This window comes from Nocardia sp. NPDC059154 (assembly GCF_042755705.1).
GTDB lineage: Bacteria > Actinomycetota > Actinomycetes > Mycobacteriales > Mycobacteriaceae > Nocardia.
This window is the reverse complement of sequence record NZ_JBHZCS010000028.1, coordinates 33,510-46,281: the sequence shown is the minus strand read 5'-3', so window position 1 is coordinate 46,281 and position 12,772 is coordinate 33,510. Positions and strand designations below refer to the sequence as shown.

At 69.9% G+C, this 12,772-nt stretch carries 10 protein-coding genes and 1 pseudogene; 4 read left to right on the top strand and 7 right to left on the bottom strand.

Going from position 1 to position 12,772, the window contains the following annotated elements:
* Positions 1-82: 82 nt before the first annotated feature.
* Both ACFXN1_RS23970 and glpX read right to left on the bottom strand, forming a co-directional pair.
* A complete protein-coding gene (locus ACFXN1_RS23970; RefSeq protein ID WP_379445800.1) occupies positions 83-1,489 on the bottom strand; it encodes a class II fumarate hydratase in 1,407 nt (468 codons plus the stop codon).
* A gap of 151 nt (positions 1,490-1,640) precedes the next feature.
* On the bottom strand, positions 1,641-2,672 hold the full coding sequence (glpX, locus tag ACFXN1_RS23965; RefSeq protein ID WP_379445799.1) for a class II fructose-bisphosphatase: 1,032 nt from the start codon (positions 2,670-2,672) through the stop codon (positions 1,641-1,643).
* 128 nt (positions 2,673-2,800) lie between these two features.
* Here glpX and ACFXN1_RS23960 point away from each other — a divergent pair, with 128 nt between their 5' ends.
* Complete coding sequence (locus ACFXN1_RS23960; RefSeq protein ID WP_379393809.1) at positions 2,801-3,382, top strand: DUF4245 domain-containing protein; 582 nt, start codon at positions 2,801-2,803, stop codon at positions 3,380-3,382.
* 117 nt (positions 3,383-3,499) lie between these two features.
* On the opposite strand, the gene ACFXN1_RS23955 is transcribed toward ACFXN1_RS23960, so the two are convergent.
* From ACFXN1_RS23955 to ACFXN1_RS23945, 3 genes are all read right to left on the bottom strand, one after another.
* Entirely contained in the window at positions 3,500-3,724 is a 225-nt protein-coding gene (locus ACFXN1_RS23955) for an exodeoxyribonuclease VII small subunit (RefSeq protein WP_354833459.1), read from the bottom strand.
* Positions 3,724-4,950: an exodeoxyribonuclease VII large subunit gene (xseA, locus tag ACFXN1_RS23950; RefSeq protein WP_379445807.1), complete on the bottom strand. Its 1,227-nt coding sequence runs from the start codon at positions 4,948-4,950 to the stop codon at positions 3,724-3,726. Before xseA ends, ACFXN1_RS23955 begins: the two co-directional genes overlap by 1 nt.
* Positions 4,951-5,305: 355 nt before the next feature.
* Complete coding sequence (locus ACFXN1_RS23945) at positions 5,306-6,001, bottom strand: lipid droplet-associated protein (protein WP_379445798.1); 696 nt, start codon at positions 5,999-6,001, stop codon at positions 5,306-5,308.
* A 114-nt stretch (positions 6,002-6,115) separates the two neighbouring features.
* Between ACFXN1_RS23945 and ACFXN1_RS23940 the strand changes: the two genes are divergently transcribed.
* The gene (locus tag ACFXN1_RS23940; RefSeq protein ID WP_379445797.1) at positions 6,116-7,132 is read left to right on the top strand and encodes a 4-hydroxy-3-methylbut-2-enyl diphosphate reductase; all 1,017 of its coding nucleotides are present in this window, start codon (positions 6,116-6,118) and stop codon (positions 7,130-7,132) included.
* A gap of 137 nt (positions 7,133-7,269) precedes the next feature.
* Here ACFXN1_RS23940 and ACFXN1_RS23935 read toward each other — a convergent pair whose 3' ends face one another.
* Positions 7,270-8,457 carry a DUF6542 domain-containing protein gene (locus tag ACFXN1_RS23935; protein ID WP_379463676.1) on the bottom strand — a complete coding sequence of 396 codons (1,188 nt, stop codon included), beginning with the start codon at positions 8,455-8,457 and terminating at the stop codon, positions 7,270-7,272.
* Positions 8,458-8,581: 124 nt separating this feature from the next.
* Positions 8,582-9,748 carry a DNA recombination protein RmuC gene (locus tag ACFXN1_RS23930; RefSeq protein WP_379442955.1) on the bottom strand — a complete coding sequence of 389 codons (1,167 nt, stop codon included), beginning with the start codon at positions 9,746-9,748 and terminating at the stop codon, positions 8,582-8,584.
* A gap of 246 nt (positions 9,749-9,994) precedes the next feature.
* Here ACFXN1_RS23930 and ACFXN1_RS23925 point away from each other — a divergent pair.
* Both ACFXN1_RS23925 and ACFXN1_RS23920 read left to right on the top strand, forming a co-directional pair.
* A pseudogene (locus tag ACFXN1_RS23925) lies at positions 9,995-11,131 on the top strand (exonuclease SbcCD subunit D); the annotation flags it as partial.
* Between the two features lie 574 nt (positions 11,132-11,705).
* The coding region (locus tag ACFXN1_RS23920) for an AAA family ATPase (RefSeq protein ID WP_379463675.1) at positions 11,706-12,772 on the top strand (1,067 nt) is incomplete at its 3' end.

The window sequence follows — 12,772 nt, the reverse complement described above, 5'->3', positions numbered from 1 at the left end:
GGTTGGGGCCGCTGGAATCCCTGGTGTGGGTGTGGCAGCCACCGCCGCCACACCCGCCGAGCCGGATGCCGAATGTGACGCCCTATTCGTTCTTTCCATCCACCCGCGCCATGGAGAGCACATCCAGCCGGCGATCCAGTTCCTCGACCGAGAGCTTGTCGCCGATCAGACCGCGATCGATGACCGTCTGCCGGATCGTCTTGTGCTCCTTCAACGCCTGCTTGGCGACCGCCGCCGCCTCCTCGTAACCGATGGCGGAATTCAACGGGGTCACGATCGACGGCGAGGATTCCGCCAGCCGCCGCAGCCGGTCCACATCGGCGACCAGGCCGCGGACACACTTGTCGGCGAACAGGCGGGAGACATTGGCCAGCAGGCGAATCGACTCCAGCACATTGCGGGCCATCATCGGAATGTAGACGTTCAACTCGAACGCGCCGTTGCCGCCGCCCCAGGCGATCGCGGCATCATTGCCGATGACCTGCGCGGCCACCTGCGTAACCGCCTCCGGCAGTACCGGATTCACCTTGCCCGGCATGATCGAGGAACCCGGCTGCAGGTCCGGCAGCTGCAGCTCGGCCAGGCCGGTGAGCGGGCCCGAACCCATCCAGCGAATATCGTTGGCGATCTTGGTCAGGCTGATCGCGACCGTGCGCAGCGCACCGGACAACTCCACCAGGCCGTCGCGGGCGGCCTGCGCCTCGAAGTGATCGCGGGCCTCCGACAGGTGATCCAGATCGGTCACCCGGGCCAGCTCCGCAACGACTTTCGCGCCGAAACCGGCCGGCGCGTTCAATCCGGTGCCGACAGCGGTGCCGCCGATGGCCAGCTCGCCCACCCGGGGCAGGGTGGCCAGCAGGCGCTCGATGCCCGCACTCACCTGCCGGGTGTAGCCGCCGAACTCCTGTCCCAGGGTGACCGGCACCGCGTCCATCAGATGGGTACGGCCGGACTTGACCACGTACTTCCACTCCTGGGACTTGTCCAGCAGCGCCAGCCGCAGATGATCCAGGGCCGGGACCAGATCCTTGACCACCGCCTCGGTGGCCGCGAGATGCGTTGCGGTGGGGAAGGTGTCATTGGACGACTGCGACATGTTCACGTCGTCGTTGGGGTGCACGGTGACGCCGTCACGGGCGGCGATGCTCGCGATCACCTCGTTGGCGTTCATGTTCGAGCTGGTGCCCGAACCGGTCTGGAAGACATCGATCGGGAACTGGTCGTCGTGGCGGCCGTCGGCGACTTCCTCCGCCGCCGCGATGATGGCGTCGGCCTTGGCCTTGTCCAGCAGGCCCAGATCGCGATTCACGGCCGCACAGGCCGCCTTCAACAGGCCGAGTGCGCGAATCTGCGCGCGCTCCAGGCCGCGTCCGCTGATCGGGAAGTTCTCCACCGCCCGCTGGGTCTGCGCCCGCCACAGCGCGTCGACGGGAACGCGGACCTCGCCCATGGTGTCGTGTTCGATGCGGTACTGCGTCTCCTCGCTCATGAACCGACCCTATGCCCGCCGCGCACCCCGTGGGAGTGCCACGCCTGAGGGAATCCGCACAGCGCCTGCGGGAATAGGACATCGCCGGTCCCCGGAGACAGCGCCGCCCCGGTGGACGGATCCACCGGGGCGGCAAGCTGTTTCGCTCGGATCAGGGGAGCGGCGGGGTGGCGTGCTCGTCGCCGACGAAGTCCACCGACGCGTACTCGCGCAGCTTGGTCAGCCGGTGGTAGGCGTCGACCATGCGGATGGTGCCGGACTTGGCGCGCATGACGATGGACTGGGTGTACGCGCCGCCGCCGTAGTAGCGGACGCCCTTGAGCAGGTCGCCGTCGGTGACGCCGGTGGCGCTGAAGAAGACGTCCTCACCGGAGACCAGATCCGTGGTGTTCAGGATGCGGTCCAGATCGTGGCCGGCGTCGATGGCCTTCTGGCGCTCGGCCTCGTCCTTGGGGGCCAGCTTGCCCTGCAGCGCGCCGCCCAGGCAGCGCATGGCGGCCGCGGCGATGATGCCCTCGGGGGTGCCGCCGATGCCGATCAGCATGTCGACGCCGGACTCCGGACGGGCACAGGCGATGGCGCCGGCCACGTCACCGTCGGAGATGAGGCGGATGCGGGCGCCCGCGTCGCGCACGGCCTTCATGTGCTCGGCGTGGCGGGGGCGGTCCAGGATGCACACGGTCAGGTCGGAGACCGAGGAGTTCTTGGCCTTGGCGACCCGGCGTAGGTTCTCCGCGATCGGGGCCGATAGGTCGATCACATCGGCGGCGTCGGGGCCGACGGCGATCTTCTCCATGTAGAACACGGCCGAGGGATCGAACATGGCGCCGCGCTCGGCGACCGCCAGCACGGAGATCGCGCCCGGGGAACCCTTCGACATCAGGGTGGTGCCGTCGATCGGGTCGACCGCGAAATCCAGTTCCGCGCCGGTGCCGTCGCCGACCAGCTCGCCGTTGTACAGCATGGGCGCTTCGTCCTTCTCGCCCTCACCGATCACGACGATGCCGCGCATGGAGACCGTCGCCACCAACTGCCGCATGGCGTCCACGGCCGCGCCGTCGCCGCCCTCCTTGTCACCACGGCCGACCCAGCGGCCCGCGGCCATGGCGCCGGCCTCGGTGACCCGGACCAACTCGAGCGCTAGGTTGCGGTCCGGTGCCTCGCGGCGGCTGGATGCGGTCATGACGAGAGCCTCCTTGGTTGTATAAAGCTGCGTAAATTGTCGCATTGCGGTTTGCGGCCCTCGGCACGTACTTACGTTTCCCGAGACCGTGAGCTCGGTCGCACCCGGGCCCCGTGGATACTGAGTGCGTGTCGTACCAAAAGCCGCGCAGTCAGAACGACTACAAGGACCTGATCTGGTCGCTCGCTCCGCTGGTGCTCATCTGCCTGGTCATCGCCGCGATCGCGAGCCAGTGCTCGTTCTCCACCGGCGGTCCGACCCAGGGCCGGATTCCGAACTTCGATGCGAAGGCCGCGCTCACCGACGACGCGCGCCACCTGTCCTTCCCGATCCGCCTGCCGGCCCTGCCGGATACGGATCCGGACAAATGGACTCCGAACTCGGGCAGCCACGACACCATCGCCGGGACGGGTGGCGGTGACACCAGCACCGTCGGATTCATCACCCCCCAGGGCACCTACATGCAGTTGACGCAGTCGAACGCGACCATCGACGCCATCGCCAAGAAGTACGCGCCCGCCAAGACCGCCACCGGCACCCAGCGGTATGGCGACCATATGTGGAACGTCTACGCCGAGGCTGGCTCCGAGCCCGCGTGGATCAGCGACTTCGGCGACGTCCGCGTCCTCATCAAGGGCGCCGGCAATCCCACCGCCTTCGATACCCTCGCCACCGCCATGGGCCAGGCGCAGCCGCTGCCGCGCAGCTGATTCCGTAAATCGCTACTGCGGCAGCCGGAGCGGGTCAGCCGGCGGGCCACCATCTGGCGGCGGGCCGGGGCGGACTGGCAGATCGTTTTTCACCAGGGCACGGTCGTCGTCTAGCGGTCACTCCTGCGCGGTGCGGTGGGCGAGGGCGTCCTCGACGCGCTTGCGGGCGCCGGCGAGGTGCTGTTCGCAGCGGGTGGCGAGGGCTTCGCCGCGTTCCCACAGGGCCAGCGAGTCGTCGAGATCCATGCCGCCCTGCTCGAGCATCTTGACGACATTGACCAGTTCGTCTCGGGCGCGCTCGTAGCCGAAGGTGGCGATTTCGGCGCGTTCGTCGTCGGTCATCAGGAGTCCTTCCGGGTCGGGCGGGGAACCAGGGATTGGGCGCCGAGGGCGGCGGCGGAGATCGCGCCGTCGGCCACCCGGATGCGGAGCTGCGTGCCGGGCGGGGAGTCCTCGATGGCGCGGACCACCTGGCGGTCCTTGCCGTTCACCCGCTGCACCACGGCGTAACCACGGGCCAGGGTGGCGGCCGGGCCCACCGCGGAGAGTTTTTCGCGCAGGTGCCGGGTGGTGGTGGACTCACCGTTCAACAGGTGGTCCACGGCCCGCTGGGCGCCGGCGCGCAGCCGCTCCACCTCGTCGTGGCGCTGATCGAGCAGCCGCAGCGGGTCGGCCAGCACCGGGCGGGAACGCAATTGGGTCAGGGCGCGGGCCTCGCGGTCCACCCAGCCGCGCAGGGCCGCGTTCGCGCGGGATCGAAGTTCCTGCAGCAGCGCGGTTTCGGCGGCGGCGTCGGGGACGATGCGCTTGGCGGCGTCGGTGGGGGTGGCGGCCCGCAGGTCGGCGACATAGTCCGAGATCGGATTGTCCGGCTCGTGGCCGATGGCGCTCACGATCGGAGTGGTGGCGGAAACGATGGCGCGGCACAGGGTTTCATCGGAGAACGGCAGCAGATCCTCGACACTGCCGCCGCCGCGCGCCAGCACGATCACATCCACCTCGGGATTCGCGTCGAGCGCGGCGATGGCCTCCAGGATCTGCGGCACCGCGGTCGGGCCCTGTACGGCGGTATTGCGAATCTCGAAACGCACCGCCGGCCAGCGCTGCGTGGCCACCGTCACCACATCGTGCTCGGCGGCGCTGGCGCGGCCGGTGATCAGGCCGATCCGATTGGGCAGGAATGGGATCGGGCGCTTGAGCCGCGGATCGAACAGGCCCTCCGCGGACAACAGCGCCTTCAAGCGTTCGATGCGGGCCAGCAGCTCGCCGATGCCCACCGGCCGAATCTCGGTGACCCGCAACGACACCGTGCCCCGCCCGGTGAAGAACGACAGCTTGCCGTACACGACGACCCGGCTGCCCTCCTGCAGCGGCACCGCCGAATTACGCAGCAGCTCCGGATCACAGGTCACCGACAGCGACATGTCCGCCGCCGTATCCCGCAGCACCAGAAAGGCCGTCCGCGTCCCCGGCCGCACATTCATCTGGGTGATCTGCCCCTCCACCCAGACCGCCCCCAGCCGGTCGATCCACTGCGCCACCTTCACCGCGACGGTCCGCACCGGCATCGGGTTCTCGGCGGACGAGCTCGGCGGCCGCGGCGTCGTATCGGTGCTCACCGCACGATTCTGTCAGTGCCCACCGACGCCCGGCGCACACCGCCCGCCGACACGGGATTCACGCGCTGTCCGACCCCGCGGATACGGTGAATACGAACACCGGCCGCCCGGGTGGTAGCCCGAGCGGCCGGCGCTGGTCGAGGACCGCCGATGTGACGGTGTCGGAGTTCCGGGGCCAGGCCCCGAAGTTGTATCGGGTCCGGGCGGAGCCCGCAGTCTCGAGTTGTTTCGGGGTCCGGGACGGAGCCCCGCGGTCTCGAGGAGTTTCAGGGGTGAAACCCCTGAGAGCTCCCGAGAGTTGGGTTCACTTCGCCTGAACGGTCGCGATGCGGTTGGTCAGCATGGTGACGAACGGGGCGCGGTCGAGGGTCTCCTGCTCGTAGGCGAGGAGAGCCGCGAGGTCATCGACGGTCAGCTGGCGCAGGCGGGCGCGCAGCTGGGCGATGGTCATGGCGGAGTAGTCGAAGCGGGCCGCCACTTCGGGCTCGGTGACGGGGCTGCTGTGGTGGCCGTTGGTGGCCGCCTTCGAAGCCGTTCCGGGCGCGGCGGTCTCGGTGACCTCCGGATCGGCTGCCTCCTGCGCGGCCGATTCGGCGGGCACCGGTTCGGGGTCGACCGCGACCGGCTCGGGGGCCGCGACCGGCTCCACCACGGCCGGAGCGGGCTCCGCGACGGCCGGTTCCGGCTCGGTGAAGAGGTCGAAACGGCTGTGGCGTACCGATTCGGCGGCGAAGCTCGGAGTTTGCTCGTCTTCCTCGTCCTCATCGAAGGTGGCCCAGGCGGGCTGTTCTTCGGGCTGGTTGAGCAAACGGTCGAAAACGGCGTCGCCCTTGAGGGCGAGGCTGGTCACGAACTGCTGGAGGTGCATGGTGGTCTGCAGCACCTGGCTGATCGCGGTGATCGGGAAATTGATCGCGGTCGTCGGTAGCCGACGAGTTTCCTCGAGAGCATAGACGGCGGCCCCGGCGGCGACCCGGGCCAGGAACGGAGGTCGGAACATGCCCCTAGCCTGCCCGAAACGCCGTGTGATGCAAAGGTGAAAAGCCGCGAAAAGTGATTGTGACCCTGACCTCCGCGCGAATGCGCGCCGGAGCGCACACGTATTCTGTGGGGCATGTCCTCGGTTATCCCTTTGAACGTCGGAATCGTCGGGTCCGCGGCGGGTGATGCCGACGCGCCACGGGGCCCACAAGAGAAGCGAGTACTGCTCGCCGAACCGCGCGGCTACTGCGCCGGTGTGGACCGAGCGGTCGAAACGGTGGAGAAGGCGCTCGAAAAGCACGGCGCGCCCATCTATGTCCGCAAGGAAATCGTGCACAACCGGCACGTGGTGGAAACGCTGCGCGAGCGCGGTGTGATCTTCGTCGACCAGACCGAGGAGGTGCCGGAGGGCGCGCTCGTGGTGTTCTCCGCGCACGGCGTCTCCCCGGCCGTCCACGAGTCCGCCGCCCGCCGCAACCTGCACACCATCGACGCCACCTGCCCGCTGGTCACCAAGGTGCACCAGGAGGCCAAGCGCTTCGCCCGCGACGACTTCGACATCCTGCTCATCGGCCACGAGGGCCACGAGGAGGTCGAGGGCACCGCCGGTGAGGCGCCCGACCACGTGCAGCTGGTCGACGGCCCCGACGCCGTCGACTCGGTCACCGTGCGCGACGAGAACAAGGTGATCTGGCTCTCCCAGACCACGCTGTCGGTGGACGAGACCATGGAGACGGTCAACCGCCTGCGCCAGAAGTTCCCCAAGCTGCAGGATCCGCCGAGCGACGACATCTGCTACGCCACCTCCAACCGCCAGACCGCGGTGAAGGCCATGGCTCCCGAATGCGATCTGGTGATCGTGGTCGGCTCCCGGAACTCGTCAAACTCGGTCCGGCTGGTGGAGGTCGCGCTGAGTGCCGGCGCCCGCGCCGCGCACCTGGTGGACTATGCCCGCGAGGTGGATGCCGCCTGGCTGGAGGGTATTCACACGGTCGGCGTCACCTCCGGCGCCTCGGTTCCGGAGATTCTCGTGGAGGGTGTGCTGGAATTGCTGGCCGAGCACGGTTTCGGTGCGGTGGTTCCGGTCACGACCGCCAATGAGACGCTGGTCTTCTCGCTGCCGCGCGAACTTCGCACCGCGCGCGCGTAACTCGTTCCGAAACGCATTCGCGCCCTCCACATTCGTTGTGGAGGGCGCGAATTTGCTATCCGGATGATCTTATTTCGTGCCCGATTTCCTGATTGCCGGAAATACACGGTGCGGGTCGCTCGAATGTCGCCGGGGATTCAGCGTTCGATGCGACCCGAATCACGTTCGCGGTAGCGCACATTCGGACGCGGATGCGGCGGCAGTTCACCCGGCTGCGCGCGACGGCGGCGGCCACCCTCGGCGGCGGGGGCCGGATTGCGCTCGGGGGCGGCGTGGCGTTCGGCGCCGCGACCTACCGCCTGCTCGGGGCTCTGTGCGCGACGGCGGCGGCCCTCGCCCTGGGCGGCCTCCGGCGCCGGCGGGGTGGCGCGACGCTCACCGTTGCGGGGGCGATCGGCCGGGGTGGCGCGGCGCTCACCGTTGCGGGGCTGGTCGGCAGGGGCCGCGCGGCGCTCGCCGGTGCGGGACGGCTGCTCGGCATACTGGGCCCGGCGGCGGCCCTCGGCGGTAGCGGCGCCGGACTGGTTCGCGCCCGCGGCGCGGCGGCGGCCCTCGGTGGCGGCCGGGGTGCGTTCGGCGGCGGCCTGATCCGGATCCTGGGCACGACGGCGGCGGCCCTCGCCGGCGGGTCGTCCGGTGTTGCTTACCCGCGGCGGCCCGGCCGCGACCCGGGCGTCCGCGCGGCGTGACGAACGGGCGGTCTCGGTGTCGGGGGTGTCGCCTTCCTCAGCGGTGTCCGCGCCGGGCCGGAAGCGGCGTCTGGCGGGTTCCTTGGAGGCGGTGGAACGGGTGCGCTGGGCGCGGGCGCTGCCGGGGCGGGTGGCACGAGCCCGGGTCCTGCGCGGTTCGCCGGTCGCGCCGGCCTTGGTCTCGCGGTGGTGCAGCACGATGCGGACCGCGCCGACGATCAGCACGATCACGGTGGCCAGCGCCATGGTGGGGAACCGATTCACCAGCGGGATGGCCAGATTCAGCAGGATGTCCTTCAGCTTGAGACTGCCGGAGGACCCGAATAGGAACTGATAGGCCAGCGGCACCGCGATGAACAGCAGCAGCGGCGGCAGCACGAGCGTCGTGAACAGTCCGCGGTAGCGGACCGCGAGCACGGCCACCACACAGCCGGCGATGTAGAGCAAGGTGAAGGAACCGGTGAGTTCGTCGCCCTGCGGTCGGCTACCCGCGCTCTGCGCGTCGATCAGCAGACCGATGAACGTGCACGTCACAGCGATCAGCACCGCGGCTCCGGCCGGGACGCCGGGAACCGACGGCAGGATCGAACGGTGCGACGGGGGCACCTCGGTTCGCTCGCGTTGGGTAACTGCCACGTCAAGCACACTAAGGCATATCGGTGTTTCGCGAGGCAGGCGACATCACGCGGGTATGCGGAATCGCATGAACCCGGTGATAGCTATTCGGCCCCGGCGCGAAGACCAAGCGGTTGCTCAGGCATCATCCCCGCTGTTCGATCTCATCGGCGAACCCCACCGCGTACTCGTCCGCGAACCCCACGGCCCGCGGCCAGCTCTCCACCCGCCGGACCTCCGGGACCGGCGCGTCGGCGATCTCCAGGTCGTGCAGCTTCCGGGCGGTCACCATGACCCGCGACTCCACCGACGCCACGGTGTGGTTGTAGGCGTCGACCGCCTTGCCCAGCTGCGCGCCCAGCCTGTCCAGATGGCGGCCGGTGGTGCCGAGCCGGGTGTAGAGCTCACGGCCCAGCTGCTGGATCACCGCCATGTCCGCCGACAGCGCCTCCTGCCGCCAGCCCAGCGCGACCGTGCGCAGCAGGGCCATGAGTGTGGTGGGCGTCGCCAGGACCACATTGCGACCGAAGGCGTACTCGAGCAATCCGGAGTCGGTGGTGAGGGCCGCGTCCAGGAACGGATCGCCGGGCACGAACAGGACCACGAACTCGGGGGAGGGATCGAAGGCCGCCCAGTACTCCTTGGCCGCCAGCTGATCCACATGGTTGCGCAGATGCCGGGCGTGGCGGGCCAGGTGGCCCTCGCGCTCGCGCGGGTCCTCGGTACCGGCGGCGTCCAGGAAGGCGGTGCAGGGCACCTTGGCGTCCACCACGATCTGGCGGCCGCCGGACAGGCGCACCACCAGATCCGGGCGCACCACGGTGTCGCCGCGGCGGGTGACCTGGGTGTCGAAATCGCAGTGCCGGGCCATGCCGGCCAGCTCGACCACACGCTCGAGCTGGATCTCGCCCCAGCGGCCGCGCACCTGGGGCGCGCGCAGCGCGGCCACCAACTGACCGGTCTGCGTGGACAACTGATGTGACATCCGCTGCATGCCCGCGACCTGTTCGCGTAGGCCGGAGTACGCGTTGATGCGGTTGTGCTCGACCTCGCGAATGTGGCGGTCGAGGCTGCCGACCGCCTCCCGCAGCGGATCGACCAGCGCGCCGATGGCGTGGGACTGCCGCCGGGCCGCGTCCTCGCTGGCCGCGCCGAGTGATTGCCGCAACAGCCGCTCGTTGTCCCGGATGGCCGCCAGCCGCGCCTCGGCCACCGCCGCCCGCTGTCCCGCCCGCGCGGCATGCCCGAGCCAGCCCAGGGCCAGCCCCGATACGAACACCAGCAGCAGCGCGAACAGCATCGGTGCGGTCATGGCCAGAGATAGTGCCGGAGACCACCGACAATTCCGCCTCTCCGGGACTTCAGCGGCGCGTCAGGTGCCGTCGCCGGTCTCATATCCGTGCCGGCGGTAGGGTGCCGAACCGATTCCGGTCGTACCCGGTGAGTTACCCCGACCGTTGCGAAATCAGTTGTCGCCCTGGCATACGCGCGGCGTGTTCGACGCGACTCGCGAGGGTGTCGCGCGGGTTGTCGGGGGGATCCAATAGCGTCTTGCGGCATGCGGATCCTGCACACCTCCGACTGGCATATCGGGCGCACCTTTCATGGCGTCGATCTGCTGGCCGATCAGGAGTGCTCGCTGCGGGCCGTCGCGGAATTGGTGGCGGCCGAGGGGGTGGACGTGGTCGTGCTGCCGGGGGATGTGTACGACCGTTCCATTCCCAGTGCGGATGCGATTGCGGTGTGCAATCGAGGATTCGAGGCAATTCGGGCGGCGGGGGCGACCATTGTCGCCACCTCCGGTAATCACGACTCGCCAACTCGGCTCGGTGCGCTCGGGAGTTTCGCGGCGGCAGGCGGATTGCATTTGCGCTGCCGGATCGCGGATGTGGCGCGGCCGATCGTGCTGTCCGATGAATTCGGCGACATTGCCTTCTACGGCATTCCCTATCTGGAGCCGGAGATCACCCGGGTGGAATTGGGCGTGCCGCAGGCGCGTTCGCACGCCGAGATATTGGATGCGGCCATGAGCCTGGTGCGCGCCGATCTCGCCGGGCGGGCGGGGGCGCGGTCGGTGGTGCTGGCCCATGCCTTCGTGGTGGGCGGCGAGGCCACCGGGTCGGAGCGGTCCATTTCGGTCGGGGGCGTGGAGACCGTGCCGCTGTCGGCCTTCGCCGGGATCGACTATGTGGCGCTCGGCCACCTGCACTCGCCGCAGACGCTGTCGGAGTCCGTCCGCTATTCGGGTTCGCCGCTGCCGTATTCGTTCGGCGAGCGCTCGCATCGCAAGGCGGTCTGGATCGTGGACATCGACGGCGCGGGCCTGTCCGCCGTCCAGCGCCGCGAACTCCCGGTGGTGCGCGGCCTCTCGCAACTCACCGGGCCCCTGGAATCCCTCCTGGAAGCGCCTGAGCACGCCGAAGCCGAATCGCACTATGTCTCGGCCACCCTCACCGACGAGGCGCGCCCCGTGGACGCGCTGCGCCGCCTCCGCGAGCGTTTCCCGCACGCCGTCCACGTGGAATGGCAACGCCCCGAGGGCAACCCGGAACTCCGCTACCGCGAACGCGTGCACGGCCGCCGCGACACCGAGATAGCCCAGAGCTTCCTCGCCGACGTCCGCGGCACCCCCACCCCCGGCGAAATGACCTGGCTCGAACGCGCCCTCGCCGCCGCCACCCGCGAAACCGACGCTCCCCTACATCTTCCCGCCCCGGTCGAAACCGCCGCACACGTTTCTCCGGCCGCTGTCGTCGCCGAGGATGTCGTGCCTGTCGGTGCTGCGTTGGGCGATCCGGCCGCCGTATCTGTCGAAGGGGCTGCGGCCGCCGCGGTTGCCGTCTCTGTCGAGGCTGCCGGTATTACCGAAGGCGGCGCACTGACAGCTGCTGTGCCGGCGAAGGCTGTCGTGGCCGCGGAGGGCGCGTCGTTCGCTGTGCCCGATGAGGCCGATGCGTCGGGTGCCGACGCCGGACATGGATCGGTGGGTGCCGATTCAATGGGAGGCGGCGGGGCCGAGGTTGCGGCCCGGGTGGTGAGTGCGGCCGGGTTCGACGGGTCGGTGCGTGGGGTGGATGCGGCGGAGGCCGATGCGGCGCTCGGGCTGTTCGATCTGGGTGACTTCGGGTTGGAGCCGGGCGAATCGGGCGATGTGGCCGGCGGGATGACCGCATGAGCGTTGGGGCGATGAGTGTTTCGGCGTGTCCCGCGGTGGGCGACGGGTGCCGGGTAGTTGGATGGGGAGTGGCGTTGAGGGAAGGGGGCGCTGCGTGCGGCTGCATCGGTTGGAGCTGACGGCGTTCGGGCCGTTCGCCGAGACGGCCGTGGTCGACTTCGACGAGCTCGGTGCGGACGGGTTGTTCCTGCTGCACGGGCAGACGGGGGCGGGGAAGACCACGGTGCTGGACGCCATCGCGTTCGCGCTGTACGGGAGCGTGCCGGGGGCGCGTGGCGATATCAAGCGCCTGCATTCGGACCACGCCGACGAGCAGACGCCGCCCCGGGTGCTGCTGGAGGCCACGGTCGGTGGCCGGCGGCTGCGCCTGAACCGGTCGGCGGAATTCCAGCGGCCGAGCAAGCGCGCCAAATCGGGCTGGGTGAAGGAGAACGCGGCCGCCACGCTGGAGTGGCTGGACGGGCGGGGCCAGAACCTGTCCCGCATTCCCGATATCGGCGACGAGGTGCTGCGCCTGCTGGGCATGAGCGCCGATCAGTTCTTCCAGGTCGTGCTGCTGCCGCAGGGTGATTTCGCGCGATTCCTGCGCGCCGACAACGAGGATCGCGAGAAGCTGCTCGAAAAGCTCTTCGACACCGAGCGTTTCGGCACCGCCGAGCAGTGGCTGGTCGAGAAGCGCCGCGCGAGCTCCGCCGATCTGGATGCCCGCAAGCACAGCATCGACCGTCTCATCGCCCAGGTCGGCACGGCCGCGGGCCTGCCAGCCACCGAGACGGCCGGGCTCCTCGAGTCGGTCGGCTGGTCGCAGTCGCTGCTGGCGGCCGCCCGCACCCTGGTGACCGAGACGGCCGCCGATCTGCGGCAGCGCCGGCAGGATTCGGCCGGTGTGCGCGCCGCCGCGGAAGCGGAGCGCCGCCGCCATGAGCTCTTCCGCCGCCGCACCGCGGCTCGCACCCAGCTGGCCGGCTTCGCCGCCACCGCCGGCCATCGCGCCGCGCGTCAGTCCGAACTCGACCGGGCCCGCCGCGCCGAACCCGTCGCCACCGCCCTGGCCGAGGCCCGCGCCGCCGCCGTCACCCTGCGCCGCCGCACCGACGACGCCACCCGCGCCGCCGAGCGACTCGCCGACCGCCTCCTCGAACCGGCCAGCGCCGAGCTGCC

Bases quoted from the DNA above. Each gene is read 5' to 3' on its own strand.
- ACFXN1_RS23970 (WP_379445800.1), bottom strand. From the start codon at position 1,489: ATGAGCGAGGAGACGCAGTACCGCATCGAACACGACACCATGGGCGAG.
- glpX (WP_379445799.1), bottom strand. From the start codon at position 2,672: ATGACCGCATCCAGCCGCCGCGAGGCACCGGACCGCAACCTAGCGCTC.
- ACFXN1_RS23955 (WP_354833459.1), bottom strand. From the start codon at position 3,724: ATGACCGACGACGAACGCGCCGAAATCGCCACCTTCGGCTACGAGCGC.
- xseA (WP_379445807.1), bottom strand. From the start codon at position 4,950: ATGCCGGTGCGGACCGTCGCGGTGAAGGTGGCGCAGTGGATCGACCGG.
- ACFXN1_RS23945 (WP_379445798.1), bottom strand. From the start codon at position 6,001: ATGTTCCGACCTCCGTTCCTGGCCCGGGTCGCCGCCGGGGCCGCCGTC.
- ACFXN1_RS23940 (WP_379445797.1), top strand. From the start codon at position 6,116: ATGTCCTCGGTTATCCCTTTGAACGTCGGAATCGTCGGGTCCGCGGCG.
- ACFXN1_RS23930 (WP_379442955.1), bottom strand. From the start codon at position 9,748: ATGACCGCACCGATGCTGTTCGCGCTGCTGCTGGTGTTCGTATCGGGG.